Origin of the sequence: Pseudomonas frigoris, assembly GCF_047758635.1 — a bacterium.
GTDB lineage: Bacteria > Pseudomonadota > Gammaproteobacteria > Pseudomonadales > Pseudomonadaceae > Aquipseudomonas > Aquipseudomonas frigoris.
In genome coordinates, this window is sequence record NZ_CP180479.1 from 6,415,462 (window position 1) to 6,435,604 (window position 20,143).

Here is a 20,143-nt window from a genome sequence, read left to right on the forward strand (position 1 = left end):
AAATCCCCCGCGCCTCCCTCCCTCCGAATTGCCCGTCTACACTCGAAACATTCCCCGAGCCATAACGAGACCGTTATGCCCAGACTGCCGACCGTGCTTTTTTTGCTGTCGCTATTGACCTGGACCGCAACGGCTGGCGCGCTGACTCTGAGCGACGAAGAACGTAGCTGGCTGGCGACTCACCCGAACTTGCGCCTGGGAGTCGATGCGTCATGGCCACCCTTCGAGTTTCGCGACGATCAGGGCCGCTATCAGGGCCTTGCGGCGGACTATATCGACCGGATCCGTCAACGCCTGGCCATCAAGCTCACGCCCATCGAGCCCGTCAGCTGGACCGTCGTCCTGGAGCAGGCCAAACAAGCCAAGCTGGACCTGTTGCCCGGCATCATGTCGACCCCGGAGCGCCAGACTTACCTGTCATTCACCCGCCCCTATCTGGACTTTCCGATTGTCATCCTTGCCCATGCCGGAGGTCCCCAGCCACGCAAACTCGAAGACCTGTACGGGCTGAAAGTCGCCGTGGTGGAAAACTACGCCCCCCATGAGCTGTTGCGCACCCACAATCCCGACCTCAATCTGGTGGCGATGCCTAACGTCAGCTCAGCGCTGCAGGCGCTGGCTACCGATGAAGTGGATGCGGTGGTCGGTGATCTCGCCTCCAGCGTCTGGAGCCTGCGTCAGCTCAAGCTCGACGGGCTCTACGTCAGCGGTGAAACCCCCTATCGCTATCAATTGGCGATGGGCGTGCCCCGGGACAACAAGATACTGGTCGGCATTCTGGATAAAGTCCTGGCGGACATGACCCCGGACGAAATCAATGAGATTCAGGAGCACTGGGTCGGCAACGTCCTCGATCATCGAACATTCTGGAACGATCTGCTGATGTACGGTCTGCCGGGGTTGCTGCTGCTGATCATCGTGCTGGCGATGGTTATCCGGATCAACCGCCGGCTGAGTTCAGAAATTTCCCGCCGGGTCGACCTGGAGCAAGAACTGCGCAGCAGCGAATACCATTACCGCGGGCTGGTGGAGAGCCTTTCGGCCATCGCCTGGGAAGCGCGGATCAGCGATTTCACCTATAGCTATGTGTCGCCCCATGCCGAGGATCTGCTCGGCTACCCCTTGTCTCATTGGCTGATTCCGGGCTTCTGGCGCAACATTATCCACCCGGCCGACCTGACCCGCGCCCAGACCTTCTGCGATCACGAAGTATTGGCCGGGCGCGATCACAGCCTCGATTACCGGGTCATCACCGCCGATGGCCGCTGCATTTGGGTGCGCGATATCGTCAGCCTGATCGAGCACGGCCATGAACCGCTGATGCGCGGGCTGATGATCGACATCAGCGAAGCCAAGCGCACCGAAGAGGCGTTGCGCCTATCGGAACAGAAGTTCGCCTCGGTGTTCCAGCAATGCCCGGACATTCTGGTCATCGCACGACTCTCCGACGGCTGCCTGCTGGAGGTCAACGAAGCGTTCGAAGAACAGATCGGCCTCAAGGCCGAAGACGTCATCGGCCAGACGGCCACCGACCTGAACATCTGGGGCATACCCGGCGTCGGGCCAGGCTTGTTGCAACGGTTGCAGGCCGGCAGCATCCGTAACCTGGAGATGCCCTTTCGCCGCAACAATGGCCAAGTGTTTACCGGCCTGATCTCCGCTGAACCGTTCGACCTCGATACAACCCCGGCGCTGGTAGTGGTCGTGCGGGACATCAGCCAGCTCAAGGAAACCCAGCAACAGCTGCAAACCTCCGAAGAGAAATTCGCCAAGGCCTTCCATGCCTCACCCGACGGCTTGCTATTGTCACGGCAGAGCGACGGTCTACTGATTGAGGTCAACGAAGGTTTCAGTCGCATTACCGGTTTCAACAGCGCGATGTCCGTGGATCGCTCGGTCCTCGAACTGGGAATCTGGGTCAATCTCAACGAGCGCAAACAGATGCTCGATCTGCTGCATCGGGACGGATTCGTCCGCGACTTCAGTTGCCACATACGCCGCAGCGACGGACAGATTCGCCTCTGCGAGGTGTCCAGCCGTCCGCTACCGATCGGCGATGAAGATTGCATGCTGACCATCGCCCGGGACATCACCGAGCGACACCTGATGCAGGAGAAACTGCAACAGGCTGCCACGGTATTCGAGAGCACCGCCGAAGGTGTATTGATCACCGACACTCAACAGCACATCAGCGCGGTCAACCGTGCGTTTACCGAAATCACCGGCTACAGCGAGAGCGAAGCATTGGGCCACACCCCTCGCCTGCTCGCCTCGGGCCTGCACGACAGCGCGTTCTATGCCGCCATGTGGCATCAACTGACCGCCGAAGGTCATTGGCAGGGCGAAATTTCCAACCGGCGCAAGAATGGCGAGCTCTATCCGAGCTGGCTGACCATCAGTGCGGTGCGCAACCGAGACAGATTCGTCACCCATTTTGTCGCGGTGTTCGCGGACATTTCCAGCCTCAAACACGCCCAGGCCAAGCTCGATTACCAGGCACACCACGACCCGCTGACCGGGCTGCCAAATCGCACGCTGTTCGAGAGCCGATTGCTGACTGCGCTCAACAACCAACAGGAAAACGGCGGCCAGGGCGCGGTGCTGTTCCTGGACCTGGACCGTTTCAAACACATCAACGACAGCCTGGGTCACCCGGTCGGTGACCTGCTGCTCAAGGGCATTGCCGTGCGCCTCAAGGAGCAGTTGCGCGACATCGACACCGTGGCGCGCCTGGGCGGCGACGAATTCATCATCCTGCTGCCCGGGCTGCAGCAATCCAGTGACGCTGACAATATCGCGACCAAATTGCTCAATTGCTTCGGCGCACCATTCCAGGCTGGCGAACATGAGTTTTTTATCAGCGCCAGTATCGGCACCAGCCTGTATCCCAAGGATGGCTGCGACGTCGCCACGCTGGTCAAGAACGCCGATGCGGCGATGTACCGCTCAAAGGCCAAGGGTCGCAACCGGGTCGAAAGCTACACCCGCGACCTCACCGCTCAAGCCAGCGAGCGTGTCGCACTGGAACATGAGCTGCGACGCGCTATCGAGCGCAACGAACTGCACCTCCATTATCAGCCGAAGATCAGCCTGGTCGACCATCGCCTGGTCGGCGCAGAAGCGCTCATTCGCTGGCGCCACCCGACCTTCGGCGATGTGCCGCCGGAGCATTTCATTCCGCTGGCCGAAGAAAACGGCATGATCCTGCAAATCGGCGATTGGGTTCTCGAAACCGCCTGCCGGCAGATGTTCGAGTGGAATCAGGCCTACGAACCCGTCGGCCCGCTGTCGGTCAACCTCGCGGGCGCTCAATTGCGCCAGCCGAACCTGCTCGGCCGGATCGAACAATTGCTCAAGGACAACCGTCTCAAACCCGGTTTCCTGCAACTGGAAATTACTGAAAACTTCATCATGAGCCAGGCTGAAGAAGCGCTGGCAGTGCTGCATCAACTCAAGCACCTGGGCGTGCAACTGGCGATCGACGACTTCGGCACCGGTTACTCGTCCCTGAGTTACCTCAAACGTCTGCCACTGGACATTCTCAAGATCGACCAGTCTTTCGTCCGCGGCCTGCCGGATGATCCCCACGACGCAGCCATCGTTCGCGCCATTATCGCTCTGGGCCGCAGCATGCAATTCACCATCATTGCCGAGGGCGTGGAAACCCTCGCACAGCAGCAATTCCTCGCTGCCGAAGGCTGTGAACAGATCCAGGGCTACATCGTCAGCCTGCCCTTGCCACCGGAAGAATTTGCCGCGACGTTTCTTCGTATAGCCATTTCAGACTTTTCGGATAGCACAGCCGAGAAACCGTCGCTATAATCCGCGGCCTACTGAGGGCCTATAGCTCAGTTGGTTAGAGCAGAGGACTCATAATCCTTTGGTCCACGGTTCAAGTCCGTGTGGGCCCACCAAACAAGAAAGCCGCGCAATGCGCGGCTTTTTCGTGTTTGAGGCTTGGATTTTCGAAGCCGCTTCTTCTGTATGAATACGGAAAGTGTCCAAAAAGTATCCACCCTCCCGCCACGCCAGATCACAGTTTCAGCGTGTATTGCGCGTAAACCCATCCCTCAAGCTCATCACCGTTCAGTTCGACCGATACGTGAATCCAGGATTATGCCGGTAAACGTAAGCAGACTCGCCGCGAGCGTTTTCTGATCGAGATGGATCAGGTGGTGCCCTTGAAGGGACTGGTTGCCTTGATTGAGCCGCATTATCCGAAGGGCGAAGGTGGTCGTGCTGCCTATCCGTTGCTGGCGATGTTGCAGGTTCATCGGATGCAGAATTGGTTCGGCTACAGCGATCCGGCGATGGAAGAATCACTTTAGGAGACCACGATTCTTCGCCAGTTTTCGGGACTGCATCTGGATCGGATTCCCGACGAGACCACGATCCTCAATTTTCGTCGCTTGCTGGAAAAACATGAACTAGCCGGCGGAATTTTGCATGGCGAGGAAACGTACGTCTGCGACGATGCCGGTTACACCGGTGTGGACAAGCGGCCTGACTGCCTGGACGACAGCCAAGTATAAATACTGATGCCTGCGTGATCGCTCGAAGCTAACACACTGCAACTTTCTGGACCCGTCCTGATTGCTGGACGCCCAATATCCATGCTCCTTTGATCGACCTACTAGTCTCTCAAAGGTGCATGGGATTATGGCGGCTTACTTCAGGTTGCCGCTGAGAAACTGCTGCAGACGTTCGCTTTGCGGGTTGCCCAGTACTTCTTCGGGCACACCCTGCTCTTCTACCCGCCCCTGGTGCAGGAACAGCACTTGGTTCGACACTTTGCGGGCAAAGCTCATTTCGTGGGTAACCATGATCATGGTGCGGCCTTCTTCGGCCAGCCCCTGAATCACCTTGAGCACTTCGCCCACCAGCTCCGGGTCCAGGGCCGAGGTCGGCTCGTCGAACAGCATGATCTCCGGTTCCATGGTCAGGGCCCGGGCGATGGCGACGCGTTGCTGCTGACCACCGGAGAGGAACGCCGGGTATTGATCGGCGACGCGCGACGCCAGCCCCACCTTGTCGAGATAGCGTCGGGCGCGCTCCTCGGCATCCTTCTTGCTGACACCCAGCACCCGGCGCGGGGCCATGGTGATGTTGTCGAGCACGGTCATGTGGCTCCACAGGTTGAAATGCTGGAACACCATCGCCAGGCGCGTGCGCAGGCGTTGCAGTTCATCGGCGTCGGCCACGCGCATGCCGTGGCGGTCATGGACCATGCGAATCGGCTGGTTATCCAGGGTCATTGCGCCGTCATTGGGCGTTTCCAGGAAGTTGATGCAACGCAGGAAGGTGCTCTTGCCCGAACCACTAGCGCCGATCAGGCTGATCACATCGCCGGTTTTAGCGTTCAGCGAGACACCCTTGAGCACTTCGTGGTTGCCGTAGCTTTTATGCAGGTTTTCAACGGTCAGTTTGTACATGTGCGCAAACGTCCTCTACGGAATCAGTGAACCGGGGCAAGGAAAGATAGCCAGCGGCGTTCGGCCAGGCGGAACAAGCCGACCAGAATGAACGTGACGGCCAGGTAGATGACTGCGGCGATACCGAACGACTGGAAGGTCAGGAAGGTTGCCGAGTTGGCGTCTCTGGCGACCTTGAGAATGTCCGGCACGGTGGCGGTAAAAGCCACGGTGGTCGAGTGCAGCATCAGGATCACTTCGTTGCTGTAGTACGGCAACGAGCGGCGCAGTGCCGATGGCATGATGATGTAGGCATAGAGCTTCCAGCCACGCAGGCCATAGGCCTTGGCCGCCTCGACTTCGCCGTGGTTCATGCTGCGGATCGCCCCCGCGAAGATTTCCGTAGTGTAGGCGCAGGTGTTCAGGGCAAAGGCCAGAATGGTGCAATTCAAGGCGTCGCGGAAGAACGCATCAAGTACCGGCTGGGCGCGTACCGCAGCGAAGCTGTAGATGCCGGTGTAGCAAATCAGCAACTGGATATACAGCGGCGTACCGCGAAACAGGTAGGTGTAGAACTGCACCGGCCAGCGCACCCAGACACTGGACGACACCCGGGCAATCGACAACGGCACCGACACCACGAAGCCGAAGAAAATCGAGGCACTGAGCAACCAGAGGGTCATGGCCAGCCCGGTGATGTGACTGCCGTCCTGGTAAAGAAAGGGTCGCCAGTATTCCTGCAGTAGTTCGATCATCGTACGGCCTCCCGGGTGCCTGCTGCGTAGAAGACATCCAGCCGGTGCAAGACGTAATTCGAAGCGGTGGTAATCACCAGATAGATCAAGGCCGCCAGCACAAGGAAGAAGAACAACTGATAGGAACTTTTGCCCGCATCCTGGGCCACCTTGACCAGATCGGCCAGACCGATGATCGAGACCAACGCGGTGGCCTTGAGGATCACCATCCAGTTATTGCCGATGCCTGGCAGGGCGAAGCGCATCATTTGCGGGAACACCACGAAGCGAAAGCGCTGGGCACGTGTCAGTCCGTAGGCGGTAGCCGCCTCCATCTGGCCGCGGGGTACGGCGAGGATCGCGCCGCGAAAGGTCTCGGTGAAATACGCACCGTAGATGAAGCCCAGGGTAATGACCCCGGCACTGAACGGGTTGATCTCGATATAGTCCCAGCCCAGCGCTTCGGTCAGGTTGGTCAGCCAGGTTTGCAGGCTGTAGAAAATCAGCAGCATCAACACCAGGTCCGGCACGCCACGGATCAGCGTGGTGTAGGCCTGCGCCGGGACGCGCAGCATAGCTGACTTGGAAAGCTTGGCACTGGCGCCGATCAGGCCGAGGACCACGCTCACCAGCAGCGACAGAAAGGATAATTTGACAGTCATCCAGGAGCCTTGCAGCAACAGCGGGCCAAAGCCCTTCAGGCTGAAGCCGGAAAGCCCCAGAATCTGCAATAGGTATTCGAACATTGAGCACCCCTTTGGCAATCAAGAAAGCGCCCATCCGGGGATGGGCGCAGGGTCGTTACTTGCCGCTGTAAAGGTTCAGGTCAGCGAAGTGCTTCTGCTGGACGGCGGCATAGGTGCCATTGTCGTGCAGAGCCTTGATGCCTTTGTCCAGAAGGGCCTTGAGTTCAGTGTTGCCCTTGTTGATGCCCACGGCCGTTTTCGATGGAAGCAGTTCGCTCTCGACCGGCTTGCTGACTTCAAAGTTGGCGCCTTGTGGCGACTTCAGGAAGCCCAGTTCGGCTTGCAGCATGTCCTGGATCGAAGCATCGAGGCGACCGGAGATCAGGTCCGCGTAAACCTGGTCCTGATTGGCGTAGGCCTGTGTCTCTACTCCGGCCTTGTCCAGCACGGCCTTGGCGTAGGCTTCCTGGATGGTGCCTTGCTCGTAGCCGACTTTCTTGCCCTTTAGCGTGGCCGGATCGGCGTCGATGGCGGCGCCTTTTTTGAATACCAGCCCGGTTGGGCCAGAGAACAACTCGCTGGAGAAGTCGATGACTTTTTCGCGGGCTGGTGTGGCGGTCATGGAAGAGATCACGCCGTCGAACTTGTTGGCCTTGAGGCCGGGAATCATGCCGTCGAAATCGCTTTCGACCCACTTGCACTTGACTTTCAGCTCAGCGCAAATCGCGTTGCCCAGGTCAATATCGAAGCCCACCAGGCTGCCATCGGCGGCTTTGGACTCAAACGGCGCGTAGGACGGATCGACGCCAAAGCGCAATTCCTTGTATTCCTTGGCCAGCGCGGAGCCGGCAGCCATGCAGAGAGCTAATGCGGAAAGGGTCAGAAATGTTTTTTTCATTATTTTTATTCCTAAAGACCAACATGAGCGCATGTGACACATGAGTACTGTTATGGAACTCGTATGTCACTTTGGAAGAAGTAACACCCAACAGCTCGCGCTCCTGGTGAACGAGGAGGCAGAGCTCGCGGGGAAAGGAGTCTAGAAGCAAGCGAGTGCGACGATAAGACGCAAAGTGCATTAATTTGACGAATTATTGGTCATTATGACGAGTAATAGTGACCGTATGATGCGTCGACGCTAATTCGTTAGTCATGAAGAGCTGCTGCGACCGGAACAAATCGCACTGATTGCGAACCACCTCCATCACATCCACCATCGCTGTTAATGGCGGCAATCTTTGGCGTGCGTGCGGATCGCTGAAGTCGCGCGTACACCACTGATTTGGGCCACGGCGACTCGACCAGGGGCGCTGCTGCTTTCGGCATACACGCAGATCGCCCTCAACTTGCAGAAGCAACAGTTAACGCCGGAATGGCCTGCACGGGCCGCAGGCGTTCAAGCATTTCACCCGTCAACACGACCTCATACGTATCCGCCGCCCTACCCCACTGCTCCACGATGACCATGCCGTCGACCAGCGCCCCCGCTAATTCGGAAATCGTATCGGCCAATTCCTCCACGATTTTTTGAGTCCGCCCCCACACACGATCAGTGATCGCTTTAAGCTCAGCCGTTATGCCGTCCGACGACGCGTGATCCGTATCGGGGTAGGCGATGTTGCGCAGCAAGTGCCGTAACTCCCTTATTTTCGCGTAATCCTGTTCCGCCCCCAGCGCTCCTTTCAGGATGGCTGTCGCTTTCGACTTATCGACGGTTTTTTTTGGCGAATGTTTTGAAGCTAATGTCTGGCCCATAGCGCCAGCCAAGAGCACCACCATCCGGGCTTCCAAATACGCCTTCATCGCGTCCATCGAAGAAATGGACCGCGCCAAGGTGATGGAAGCTCCCCCTTGATGCCTCAAGTCCATGGTCACTGTCAGACTCACGCCGCCTGTTGCAAAACCCAAGGCGCGGGCTACGACGTAGTGCCCCATTTCGTGATGTGCAATCTGCAATGCATGGTCCCGCATTGCGGGAGGCATCTTGTTTGTCATTGCCATGGCCTCGCATCCCTCGATTTCGCATTCGACTACGACTGACTGTTGGTGTCCATCCTGTCGATCGCGCCTTGCTCAAGCCCAAGAAAAAACCGAGATGTAGAAAACGGTATGAACGGTACTGAGGCTAGATCAACCATCCGCTGTGCGACATGTGCCTGTAACATACCAACCCATTGATCTGTGCCGCTGGAGACGACCCTTGCCTGACACTCGCCCGCCCGTTCTGGACGAAATCGATCGCCAATTGATTGCAGCCCTGCAGATCAATGCCCGCGAAAGCGTGGCCATGCTCGCGCGACAATTGGGCATCGCCCGCACCACCGTGACTTCGCGGCTGGCCCGGCTGGAAAAAGCCAAGGTGATCACCGGTTACGGCGTGCGTTTGGGTCAGCGTGTCGTGGATGGCGGCTTGCAGGCGTACGTCGGAATCACGGTGCAACCGCGCTCGGGCAAGGAAGTGTTGCGACGTCTCAGCGCGATGGCTCAAGTGCAGCAGTTGTGCGCGGTCAGTGGTGAATTTGATTACGTGGCGTGGCTGCGCACCGATTCACCTGAGCAGTTGGATCAGTTGCTCGACCAAATTGGCAGCGTGGATGGCGTGGAGAAGACAACTACGTCGATTATCTTGAGTAGCAAGATTGATAGGGGGCAGCCGGTTTGAGTTTTTGCCGATAGTTCCTTGGTGTCTGGGAGGGCCTAATCGCGAGCAAGCTCGGCTCCCACATTGACGGTGTGTAGCATTCCATCGTCACTCTGATCAAACAATTAGCAAAACGACGACACATTGCATCTTATTAACGTGTTCTACGCTCTCTAGAATGGCTGCCATCTTTTCCTATACTCAGACGCGCATGCCGCGTCCGGTCGCCAGCAAGGTCAGCCATGAACAAGAACAATCGCCATCCTGCAGACGGTAAAAAACCAGTCACCATTTTCGGTCCGGACTTTCCCTTCGCCTTTGACGACTGGATCGAGCACCCGGCCGGCCTGGGCAGCATCCCTGCGCACAACCATGGCGCCGAGGTAGCGATCGTCGGTGCCGGTATCGCAGGTTTAGTGGCAGCGTACGAATTGATGAAACTGGGCCTCAAACCCGTCGTCTACGAAGCCTCGAAAATGGGCGGCCGTCTGCGCTCCCAGGCATTCAACGGCGCTGAAGGCATCATCGCCGAGCTCGGCGGCATGCGCTTCCCGGTGTCGTCCACCGCCTTTTATCACTACGTCGACAAGCTTGGGCTGCAAACCAAACCTTTCCCGAACCCGCTGACACCTGCCTCGGGCAGCACGGTGATCGACCTCGAAGGCCAGACCCATTACGCACAGAAACTGGCGGATCTTCCTGCACTGTTCCAGGAAGTCGCCGACGCCTGGGCCGACGCGCTGGAAGCAGGTTCGCAGTTCTCTGACATCCAGCAAGCGATCCGCGACCGGGATGTGCCGCGTCTCAAAGAGCTGTGGAACACCCTCGTTCCGCTGTGGGACGACCGCACCTTCTACGACTTCGTTGCCACCTCCAAAGCCTTCGCCAAACTCTCGTTCCATCACCGCGAAGTGTTTGGTCAGGTCGGTTTCGGCACCGGCGGCTGGGACTCGGACTTCCCGAACTCGATGCTGGAAATCTTCCGTGTGGTCATGACCAACTGCGACGACCACCAGCACTTGGTGGTCGGCGGCGTGGAACAAGTGCCGTTGGGGATCTGGCGTCATGTGCCGGAACGTTGCGTGCACTGGCCGGAAGGCACCAGTCTCAGCTCCCTGCACAACGGCGCACCGCGTACCGGCGTGAAAAAAATTGCCCACGCGGCAGACGGGCGCTTTGCCGTCACCGATAACTGGGGCGACACCCGCGAATACGCAGCGGTGCTGACCACTTGCCAGAGCTGGCTGCTGACCACCCAGATCGAATGCGACGAAACCCTGTTCTCGCAAAAGATGTGGATGGCCCTCGACCGCACCCGCTACATGCAATCGTCGAAAACTTTCGTGATGGTCGATCGGCCATTCTGGAAAGACAAGGATCCGGAAACCGGCCGCGACTTGATGAGCATGACCCTCACCGATCGCCTGACCCGCGGCACCTATCTGTTCGACAACGGCGACGACAAGCCGGGCGTGATTTGCCTGTCGTACTCGTGGATGAGCGACGCACTGAAAATGCTCCCGCAACCCGTGGAAAAACGCGTGAAACTGGCGCTGGATGCCTTGAAGAAAATCTACCCGAAAGTCGACATCGCGGCGCGGATCATCGGCGATCCGATCACCGTGTCCTGGGAAGCCGACCCGCATTTCCTCGGCGCTTTCAAAGGCGCCCTGCCCGGCCACTACCGCTACAACCAGCGCATGTACGCGCATTTCATGCAGGCCGACATGCCGGCCGAGCAGCGCGGGATTTTCATCGCCGGCGACGATGTTTCGTGGACGCCTGCGTGGGTCGAAGGCGCGGTGCAGACCTCGCTCAATGCGGTGTGGGGCATCATGAAACACTTCGGCGGTGAAACTCACGCCGAGAACCCGGGTCCAGGAGATGTGTTCAACGAGATCGGTCCGATCGCCCTGCCCGAGTAAGAGGAATCCGAAATGCGCGTAGCCCTTTACCAATGTCCACCGCTGCCCCTGGATGTCGCAGGCAACCTGCAACGTCTGCATCAATTGGCGCTGGAGGCCAAGGGCGCAGATTTGCTGGTGCTGCCGGAGATGTTTTTGACCGGCTACAACATCGGCCTCGATGCCGTCAGCGTGCTGGCGGAAGTGCACAACGGTGAGTCGGCGCAGCAGATCGCGCGCATCGCCAAGACGGCCGGGATCGCCATTTTGTATGGCTACCCCGAGCGCACCGAGGATGGGCAGATCTACAACGCCGTGCAGTTGATCGACGCCAATGGCGAACGCCTGTGCAACTACCGCAAGACTCACCTGTTCGGCGACCTCGATCACTCGATGTTCAGCGCCGGACCGGATGAGTTTCCGCTGGTTGAACTCAATGGCTGGAAGCTCGGCTTCCTGATCTGCTACGACCTGGAATTCCCGGAAAACGCCCGACGCCTGGCCTTGGCCGGCGCCGAGCTGATTCTGGTGCCGACGGCGAACATGATTCCTTACGACTTCATCGCCGACGTCACCGTCCGCGCCCGGGCCTTCGAAAACCAGTGCTATGTGGCTTACGCCAACTATTGCGGCAACGAAGGCGAGATCCAGTATTGCGGCCAGAGCAGCATTGCCGCACCGGATGGCAATCGCATCGCCCAGGCAGGCCTCGATGAAGCGCTGATTGTCGGCGAGCTGAATCGGCAGTTGATGGTCGATTCCCGCGCCGCCAATCGCTACTTCCTTGATCGCCGCCCTGAGCTTTACAGCGAGCTGAACAAGCGCTGATCCATCGTTATCCGCTAGCATTGGCACTTCTCTGTTCTGGAAGTGCTCATGCCTGCGCTGAATCACCCTCGCCCTCACACTGAAACCCTGGCCAACGGCCTGCGGGTGACGCTGCGTCATGCTCCCGATTTGAAGCGCAGTGCTGCGGCGTTGCGCATCGCGGCGGGCAGCCATGACGTGCCGGCGGCCTGGCCCGGGCTCGCGCATTTTCTCGAACACTTGCTGTTTCTCGGTACGGAGCGCTTTCCCGCAAGCCAAGGGCTGATGGCCTACGTCCAGGGTCATGGCGGTCAGGTGAATGCGCGGACGAGCGAACGCACCACGGACTACTTTTTCGAGTTACCGCCTCAGGCGTTTACCGGGGGACTGGAGCGCCTGTCGGACATGCTCGCTCATCCACGTATGAATCCGGACGATCAGCGGCGGGAACGGGAAGTGCTGCACGCAGAATTTGTTGCATGGTCTCGGGATACGACCGCTCAACAGCAATTCGCGCTGTTCGACGGCCTTTCAGCGGCGCATCCACTGCGGGCGTTTCATGCCGGCAACCGCTACAGCCTGCCGGTGCCGCAACCTGAGTTTCAGCAAGCCTTGCAGGGTTTCTATCAGCGTTTTTATCAGACCGGGCAAATGACCTTGAGCCTGGCAGGGCCGCAGAGTCTCGATGAGTTGAGGGCGATGGCTCAGCGCTTTAGCGCTGCGATTCCCGTAGGGGAAAAAGTCCCGCAACAAGCGCCTACATCGCTGATGGATTCTTCGGACAAAAGTTATCAACAGGCTGGAGCGCGTCGACTGGGTCTGCTGTTTGCCTTCGAAGCGTTGCCCGATTCATCGCCCGAGGCGCTGGCGTTCCTGTGTCATTGGCTGAACGCCGCGAAACCCGGTGGCCTGCTGACGCAATTGCGCGAGCGCGGACTGGCTGACAGCCTGAAAGCTGCGCCGTTGTATCAGTTCGCCGGCCAGGCTTTGTTGCACATCGAACTCACGCTACCTGCCAACGCGACGCCCAACGGGATCCGCGAGCAGCTACTGGATTGGCTTGGATTCTTTGCCTCACAGCAACCCTGGACCGGGTTGCGCGAAGAATACGCCGCCCTGCTGCAACGTCAGCAGCAAGTCAGCGGCGCCCTGGAACTGGCCCGACTGGACAGCGAACAGCGTGAAACAGGGTTATCCGAATCGGGCATTGCAGCCCTCAACGAAATCCTGAAACAAATCGGCGCTGTGGATAACTTCACCGGCCAATGGCAACTGCCAACACCTAATCCGTTTTTACGCGCCGAGGCTCCGGTTCCGAGTGCCGGACTGATCCGCGGCCAGACCAGCAAACACCGAGGCTTGCGGACCTTTGCCCAGGATCGCTCACGCGGTCGTCGTGAACGGTCGCCCATGCAGTTCAGTCAGGCGTTGCCCGATAGCAGTGCCGAAGGCGCCGTTTACCTGCGCTGGCGTCTGGACTCGGCACCTCGCAGCAACGTTCAGACGAACCTGGAAAACCGCCTTCAGCCGTTGCGTGAAGACGCACGTCAGGCAGGTGTCGATTTTTCCTTCAGCTCATCGGGCAATGAATGGCTGCTGAAAATGACCGGGCTACAGGAGCCGATGCCGACCGTCCTCGAACATGCGCTGAAAGAACTGACAACACCTGATGCCAGTTTCTCGCAAGAAGAGCTGCCGAGCGTTGCATTGATGCCGATTCGACAGTTGCTTAAAGCGCTGCCTGATCACTGCCTTGAGCGCAGCGCCGACTCGGACGATTTGATGCAGCTTTGGTCGAGCGCACGCTGGGACGGTCTGGCGACCGGCCTGTCCGCCCAGACACAAGCGGCGATGGGCCTTGCCTTGAGTCGTGTACCCGGCACTGCGGACAATCAACTGACGCCGCCCTCCCCGATAAACGCGCAGCATTTCTGGAGCGCGGTCGACACCGGATCCAGCGAACACGCGCTGCTACTCTTCTGTCCGACCGCAACTGCAAACATCGCTGATGAAGCCGCCTGGCGCTTGCTGGCTCACGTCTGCCTGACGCCGTTTTACCAACGCCTGCGGGTAGAACTGCAGCTCGGCTATGCGGTGTTCAGCGCCCTGCGGCAGATCCATGGGCAGACCGGGCTGCTGTTCGGCGTGCAATCACCCAGCGTCGCCCCTCTGGATCTGCTGGAACACATCGAACACTTCCTGAGCGGATTGGCCGGGATGATCGAAGACATCAATGACGAGACCTTCATCGACCAGCGCCAGGCACTGGCCGATCAATTCGATAGCGCGGCACTGCCCAATGCGCAGGCCGCCGAACTGCTCTGGCAGGGCAAACTGGCCGGCCACTCGTCGGAATATCTGACTCAACTGCCTCAGGCAATTCTGATGATCGACCGTGAAACGTTACTGGCCGCCGCACAACGACTGAATCAGGCCGAAGGCGGTTGGCGCTGTCTGGCCAGCGGACCGTGCCCGGGCTCGCCTTGGCAAGCGGCAAAATGATCATTACCGGTGCTGCAATTAGCTTTCTCAAAGATTCTCGGCCAATCGCCCTGTAATTTTGAGTAACATAGCCACCTAACTATCTGAACATCTCCGGCTGGAGGTGGACTATATGTATAGACCTCAACTGTCCATCACCTGAAGGAGCGCTCCTATGTCCTGGTCCAAACCTGCTTACACCGACCTGCGTATCGGCTTTGAAGTCACCATGTACTTCGCAAGCCGCTAATCTTTTTGTAGCGCAGTGCAACGCCTCGGCTCGCCGAGGCGTTTTTATTTTCAGTTTTCGAATGATGGAGCGGCCATGTTTGTCCAGATTCTAGGTTCCGCCGCCGGCGGTGGTTTCCCCCAGTGGAACTGCAACTGCGTGAACTGCGCCGGTTTTCGCGATGGCAGCCTGAACGCCAAAGCGCGGACCCAGTCGTCCATCGCGATTTCCGATAACGGTATGAACTGGGTGTTGTGCAACGCATCGCCGGACATCCGCGCCCAGCTCCAGAGCTTTGCCCCGATGCAACCGGGCCGCGCCCTGCGCGATACCGGCATCAACGCGATCATCCTGATGGACAGCCAGATCGACCACACCACCGGCCTGCTCAGCCTGCGCGAAGGTTGCCCGCACCAGGTCTGGTGCACCGACATGGTCCATGAAGACCTGAGCACCGGTTTTCCGCTGTTCACCATGCTGACTCACTGGAACGGCGGGCTGACCTGGAACCAGATCGAGTTCGACCGCAGCTTCACCATCCCGGCCTGCCCAAGTCTGCGCTTCACCCCGTTGCCGCTGCGCAGCGCCGCACCGCCGTATTCGCCGCACCGTTTCGACCCGCACCCGGGAGACAACATCGGCCTGATCGTTGAAGACCTCAACACCGGCGGCAAACTGTTCTACGCACCGGGCCTGGGCAAGGTCGACGCACCGCTGCTGGAGATCATGGCCGGCAGCGATTGCCTGCTGGTGGACGGCACGATGTGGGATGACGACGAAATGCAGCGCCGTGGCGTCGGCACCCGCACCGGTCGGGAGATGGGCCACCTGGCGCAGAACGGCCCCGGCGGCATGCTGGAAGTGCTGGAACAATTGCCAAAGCAGCGCAAAGTGCTTATCCACATCAACAATACCAACCCGATTCTCGATGAGGATTCGCCGGAGCGTGCAGAACTGGTTCGGCGCAATGTTGAAGTGGCTTACGACGGCATGAGTATTGTGCTTTAAGAGCCGAGACCGCTGCGCGGTCTATCGCGAGCAAGCTCGCTCCCACAGGGTTCCGCGTGGTAACCCAATCCAGTGTGGGAGTGAGCTTGCTCGCGATGAGGCCGGCACAAGCACTACACACCTACGGTTGTGCCCGGAGAACCGAAATGAACACAGCAATGTCCCCCGCCGAGTTCGAAGCAGCCCTGCGCGCCAAGGGCGCCTATTACCACATCTATCACCCGTATCACGTGGCGATGTACGAAGGCCGGGCAACGCGCGAGCAGATCCAGGGCTGGGTCGCCAACCGTTTCTATTATCAGGTGAATATCCCGCTCAAGGATGCCGCGATCCTCGCCAACTGCCCGGACCGCGAGATTCGTCGTGAGTGGATTCAGCGTTTGCTCGACCATGACGGCGCCCCCGGCGAAGACGGCGGCATCGAAGCCTGGCTGCGCCTGGGCCAGGCCGTCGGCCTCGACCCGGATCAGCTACGCTCGCAGGAATTGGTACTGCCCGGCGTGCGATTTGCCGTCGATGCCTACGTCAACTTCGCCCGCCGTGCCAGTTGGCAGGAAGCCGCCAGCAGCTCGCTGACCGAACTGTTTGCGCCGCATATCCACCAGTCGCGCCTGGACAGCTGGCCGCAGCATTACCCGTGGATCGACCCGGCCGGTTACGAGTATTTCCGCACGCGTCTGGGTCAGGCACGTCGCGACGTGGAACACGGCTTGGCGATCACTTTGCAGCACTACACGACGCGGGCCGGCCAAGAGCGCATGCTGGAAATTCTCCAGTTCAAACTGGACATTCTTTGGAGCATGCTCGATGCCATGAGCATGGCCTATGAACTGAATCGCCCGCCGTATCACAGCGTGACCGAGCAACGGGTCTGGCACAAAGGAATCACCTTATGAGTTTTGATCGCAGCAAGACCCCGACCTGGCGTACCGGCTACCGCTTCCAGTACGAACCGGCGCAGAAAGGTCATGTGCTGCTCTACCCGGAAGGCATGATCAAACTCAACGAAAGCGCCGCACTGATCGGCGGTTTGATCGACGGCGAGCGTGACGTCGCGGCGATCATCGCCGAACTGGACGCACAGTTCCCCGGCGTGCCCGAGCTCGGTGATGACATCGAGCAATTCATGGAGGTCGCCCGTGCTCAGCACTGGATCGAACTTGCCTGATTGCGCGTCAGACAAGTTACCGCCCAAGCCCGAAATCGGCCTACCGCTGTGGCTGCTGGCCGAGCTGACGTATCGCTGCCCGCTGCAATGCCCGTACTGTTCCAATCCGCTGGACTTCGCCGAGCAAGGCAAAGAGCTGAGTACCGAACAGTGGATCAAAGTGTTCCGCGAAGCGCGGGAGATGGGCGCGGCGCAGTTGGGCTTTTCCGGCGGTGAACCGCTGGTGCGCCAGGACCTCGCCGAGCTGATCGCCGAGGCGCGCAAGCTGGGTTTCTACACCAACCTGATCACCTCCGGCATCGGCCTGACCGAGCAGAAAATCAGCGACTTCAAGAAGGCCGGTCTGGATCACATTCAGATCAGCTTTCAGGCCAGCGACGAGCAGGTGAACAACTTGCTGGCCGGCTCGAAAAAGGCCTTCGCCCAGAAGCTGGAAATGGCCCGCGCGGTGAAAGCCCACGGCTATCCGATGGTGCTGAACTTCGTGACCCATCGGCACAACATCGACAAGATCGACCGGATCATCGAGCTGTGCATTGCCCTTGAGGCGGACTTTGTGGAACTCGCCACGTGCCAGTTCTACGGTTGGGCGCAGCTCAACCGGGTCGGTCTGTTGCCGACCAAGGAACAACTGGTCCGCGCCGAACGCATCACCAACGAATACCGCGCCAAACTGGAAGCCGAAGGGCATCCGTGCAAGCTGATTTTCGTCACCCCTGACTATTACGAAGAGCGCCCGAAAGCCTGCATGAACGGCTGGGGCAGCATCTTTCTGACGGTCACGCCGGACGGAACCGCCCTGCCCTGTCACGGTGCCCGACAGATGCCAGTGCAATTTCCCAACGTACGCGACCACACCATGCAGCACATCTGGTACGACTCGTTCGGCTTCAACCGCTTCCGCGGTTACGACTGGATGCCCGAGCCGTGCCGTTCCTGCGACGAGAAAGAAAAAGACTTCGGCGGCTGTCGCTGCCAGGCATTCATGCTCACGGGGGACGCGAGCAACGCCGACCCGGTGTGCAGCAAGTCGGAACATCACGGCGTGATCCTCAAGGCTCGCGAAGAAGCCGAGCACGCGACCCAGACCATCGAACAACTGGCCTTTCGCAATGAACGAAATTCACGACTCATCGCTAAAAGCTGAACCCTTCAGCGCTGCCAGGGCTGTTGCGGCCGGCATCGATTTCGCCGAGTTGCAGGTCGGCCCACGTGGCTTGTTCTGGAACGAGTACCGGCCCGAGGACGCCGCCTGCCGAATCTGGCATTGGCGTGACGGCCAGGCGCACTGCCTGACGCCTGCGGGCTTCAGTGTGCGCAGTCGGGTGTACGAATATGGCGGCGGCGCGTTCTGTCTGACCGATGACGGGATAGTGTTCGTCAACGAGGCGGACCAACAGCTGTATCGGCAGTCGCTGGCCGGCGAGACACCCGAGTTACTGAGCTCAGGCGAATGCCGATACGGCGATCTGCAGTTCGCTAACGGGCAGGTATTGGCGGTTGAAGAGAACCGCGACCGACACCGCCTGGTGGCTATCGATGTGGCTGACGGGCTACGTCATCTGCTGGCCGAAGGCGCCGACTTCTATGCCGCACCGACGTTGAGTCCCGACGCGCAACGACTGGCGTGGATCGAGTGGAGTCGCCCGGATCAGCCATGGACCTCGACTCGCCTGATGGTTGCCGAACGCCAGAGCGATGGCCGTTTTGCTCCGCCGCATTGCGTAGCGGGCGAAGACGCTGAGGAATCGCTGCAACAACCGAGGTTCGATACAAGCGGCCGTCTGTTTTGCCTGACAGATCGCGGTGGCTACTGGCAGCCTTGGGTGGAATCGGCAGACGGTTTGAGTCCGCTACCGAGTGCCGCAGCTGATCATGGGCCAGCGCCGTGGCAGCTGGGTGGCAGCACCTGGTTGCCGCTGAGCGAAGGCCGCTATCTGGCGAGCTGGACCGAAGACGGGTTTGGCAAACTGGGGCTTTGTGGTGACGCCGGTGAAGATTTCACGGGCGATTACAGCCGCTTCCGCCATCTCGCACTGGATGAGCAGTTCATTTACTGCATCGCCGCTTCGCCAGTCAGTTCGTCGTCAGTCATTGCCATCGACCGCCAGACCCGGCAGGTCAAAACACTGGCTGGCGGTATTGCACCGTTGCCTGCCGAGCAGATCAGCGTCCCGCAAACCCTGCGCTACCCGAGCGGTTCGGGCGAGGCACACGGCTTCTTCTATCCAGCGATGACCGGTGATGCGAAACCGCCTCTGGTGGTGTTCATCCACGGCGGTCCGACTTCGGCCTGCTACCCCATGCTCGATCCGCGTATCCAGTACTGGGCGCAACGTGGATTTGCCGTGGCCGACCTCAACTACCGCGGCAGCAGTGGCTATGGCCGGGCTTATCGACAAGCGCTGCATTTGAGCTGGGGTGAAGTAGATGTGGAAGACGCTTGCGCAGTCGTCGCTCATCTTGCCGAACGCGGATTGATCGACGGCGACAAGGCATTTATTCGCGGTGGCAGCGCCGGTGGTTACACCACACTTTGCGCATTGGCCTTCCACAACGTCTTTCGCGCCGGCGCCAGCCTGTATGGCGTCAGTGATCCTGTGGCGCTGGGCCGGACGACTCACAAGTTCGAAGGCGATTATCTGGATTGGCTGATCGGCGACCCGGTGCAGGATGCTGAACGCTACGCCGCTCGAACGCCGTTGCTGCATGCGGGCAACATCGGTGTTCCGGTGATTTTCTTTCAGGGTGAACTTGACGCAGTGGTGGTGCCGCAACAGACCCGCGACATGGTCACGGCGTTACAGGACAACGGCATTCTGGTTGAAGCGCATTACTACGCTGACGAACGCCATGGCTTTCGCAAGGCCGGCAATCAGGCCCATGCGCTGGAGCAGGAGTGGTTGTTTTATCGGCGGGTGATGGAATTGGCGGGCTGAAGTCGGCGCTTAGTGCAAAAATTGCGGCGCCCCTTTCGCGAGCAAGTCGAATCGTCGCACCGCCGCTCCCACATTTGATCTTTGTCGTACACAAATGCTGTGTTCAGTGAAGATCTAATGTGGGAGCGGCGGTGC

General features: G+C 59.3%; 16 protein-coding genes, 1 tRNA gene and 1 pseudogene. 13 read left to right on the top strand and 5 right to left on the bottom strand.

The window, feature by feature from the left end:
• Nucleotides 1-75 precede the first annotated feature (75 nt).
• The 3 genes and pseudogenes from ACMXYH_RS29660 to ACMXYH_RS29670 all read left to right on the top strand — a co-directional run.
• Entirely contained in the window at nucleotides 76-3,822 is a 3,747-nt protein-coding gene (locus ACMXYH_RS29660; RefSeq protein ID WP_415765742.1) for an EAL domain-containing protein, read from the top strand.
• Nucleotides 3,823-3,837: 15 nt separating this feature from the next.
• Nucleotides 3,838-3,914, top strand: a tRNA-Ile gene (locus ACMXYH_RS29665).
• A gap of 192 nt (nucleotides 3,915-4,106) precedes the next feature.
• A pseudogene (locus tag ACMXYH_RS29670) lies at nucleotides 4,107-4,472 on the top strand (transposase); the annotation flags it as partial.
• 195 nt (nucleotides 4,473-4,667) lie between these two features.
• Here the strand turns inward: ACMXYH_RS29670 and ACMXYH_RS29675 are convergent.
• The 5 genes from ACMXYH_RS29675 to ACMXYH_RS29695 all read right to left on the bottom strand — a co-directional run bounded on the left by ACMXYH_RS29675 (nucleotide 4,668) and on the right by ACMXYH_RS29695 (nucleotide 8,826).
• Entirely contained in the window at nucleotides 4,668-5,432 is a 765-nt protein-coding gene (locus tag ACMXYH_RS29675; RefSeq protein WP_129440642.1) for an ABC transporter ATP-binding protein, read from the bottom strand.
• Between the two features lie 23 nt (nucleotides 5,433-5,455).
• Entirely contained in the window at nucleotides 5,456-6,166 is a 711-nt protein-coding gene (locus ACMXYH_RS29680; RefSeq protein WP_129440640.1) for an ABC transporter permease, read from the bottom strand.
• A complete protein-coding gene (locus ACMXYH_RS29685; protein WP_129440638.1) occupies nucleotides 6,163-6,891 on the bottom strand; it encodes an ABC transporter permease in 729 nt (242 codons plus the stop codon). The genes ACMXYH_RS29680 and ACMXYH_RS29685 overlap by 4 nt, the downstream gene beginning before the upstream one ends.
• 55 nt (nucleotides 6,892-6,946) lie before the next feature.
• Nucleotides 6,947-7,729, bottom strand: a complete 783-nt coding sequence (locus tag ACMXYH_RS29690) for a transporter substrate-binding domain-containing protein (RefSeq protein ID WP_415765743.1) — start codon at nucleotides 7,727-7,729, stop codon at nucleotides 6,947-6,949.
• Nucleotides 7,730-8,172: 443 nt separating this feature from the next.
• Nucleotides 8,173-8,826, bottom strand: coding sequence for a peptidase M41 (locus ACMXYH_RS29695; RefSeq protein ID WP_415767763.1), 654 nt, complete (start codon nucleotides 8,824-8,826; stop codon nucleotides 8,173-8,175).
• 205 nt (nucleotides 8,827-9,031) lie between these two features.
• Here ACMXYH_RS29695 and ACMXYH_RS29700 point away from each other — a divergent pair, with 205 nt between their 5' ends.
• The 10 genes from ACMXYH_RS29700 to ACMXYH_RS29745 all read left to right on the top strand — a co-directional run bounded on the left by ACMXYH_RS29700 (nucleotide 9,032) and on the right by ACMXYH_RS29745 (nucleotide 20,008).
• Nucleotides 9,032-9,493: an Lrp/AsnC family transcriptional regulator gene (locus ACMXYH_RS29700; RefSeq protein ID WP_007980298.1), complete on the top strand. Its 462-nt coding sequence runs from the start codon at nucleotides 9,032-9,034 to the stop codon at nucleotides 9,491-9,493.
• 221 nt (nucleotides 9,494-9,714) lie between these two features.
• On the top strand, nucleotides 9,715-11,397 hold the full coding sequence (locus tag ACMXYH_RS29705) for a flavin monoamine oxidase family protein (RefSeq protein WP_415765744.1): 1,683 nt from the start codon (nucleotides 9,715-9,717) through the stop codon (nucleotides 11,395-11,397).
• A gap of 12 nt (nucleotides 11,398-11,409) precedes the next feature.
• Nucleotides 11,410-12,204, top strand: coding sequence for a carbon-nitrogen hydrolase family protein (locus ACMXYH_RS29710; protein WP_415765745.1), 795 nt, complete (start codon nucleotides 11,410-11,412; stop codon nucleotides 12,202-12,204).
• A 48-nt stretch (nucleotides 12,205-12,252) separates the two neighbouring features.
• Entirely contained in the window at nucleotides 12,253-14,685 is a 2,433-nt protein-coding gene (pqqF, locus tag ACMXYH_RS29715) for a pyrroloquinoline quinone biosynthesis protein PqqF (protein ID WP_415765746.1), read from the top strand.
• 154 nt (nucleotides 14,686-14,839) lie between these two features.
• A complete protein-coding gene (pqqA, locus tag ACMXYH_RS29720; RefSeq protein WP_009045898.1) occupies nucleotides 14,840-14,914 on the top strand; it encodes a pyrroloquinoline quinone precursor peptide PqqA in 75 nt (24 codons plus the stop codon).
• Nucleotides 14,915-14,989: 75 nt separating this feature from the next.
• The gene (pqqB, locus tag ACMXYH_RS29725) at nucleotides 14,990-15,901 is read left to right on the top strand and encodes a pyrroloquinoline quinone biosynthesis protein PqqB (protein WP_134420468.1); all 912 of its coding nucleotides are present in this window, start codon (nucleotides 14,990-14,992) and stop codon (nucleotides 15,899-15,901) included.
• A gap of 146 nt (nucleotides 15,902-16,047) precedes the next feature.
• Nucleotides 16,048-16,797 (top strand): pyrroloquinoline-quinone synthase PqqC, encoded by a 750-nt coding sequence (gene pqqC, locus ACMXYH_RS29730; protein ID WP_129440628.1) that lies wholly within the window; start codon nucleotides 16,048-16,050, stop codon nucleotides 16,795-16,797.
• Nucleotides 16,794-17,069: a pyrroloquinoline quinone biosynthesis peptide chaperone PqqD gene (gene pqqD, locus ACMXYH_RS29735; RefSeq protein ID WP_132834027.1), complete on the top strand. Its 276-nt coding sequence runs from the start codon at nucleotides 16,794-16,796 to the stop codon at nucleotides 17,067-17,069. Before pqqC ends, pqqD begins: the two co-directional genes overlap by 4 nt.
• Nucleotides 17,041-18,216 (top strand): pyrroloquinoline quinone biosynthesis protein PqqE, encoded by a 1,176-nt coding sequence (gene pqqE / locus ACMXYH_RS29740; RefSeq protein ID WP_134420474.1) that lies wholly within the window; start codon nucleotides 17,041-17,043, stop codon nucleotides 18,214-18,216. Before pqqD ends, pqqE begins: the two co-directional genes overlap by 29 nt.
• Nucleotides 18,182-20,008 (top strand): S9 family peptidase, encoded by a 1,827-nt coding sequence (locus ACMXYH_RS29745; RefSeq protein WP_415765747.1) that lies wholly within the window; start codon nucleotides 18,182-18,184, stop codon nucleotides 20,006-20,008. Before pqqE ends, ACMXYH_RS29745 begins: the two co-directional genes overlap by 35 nt.
• Nucleotides 20,009-20,143 lie beyond the last annotated feature (135 nt).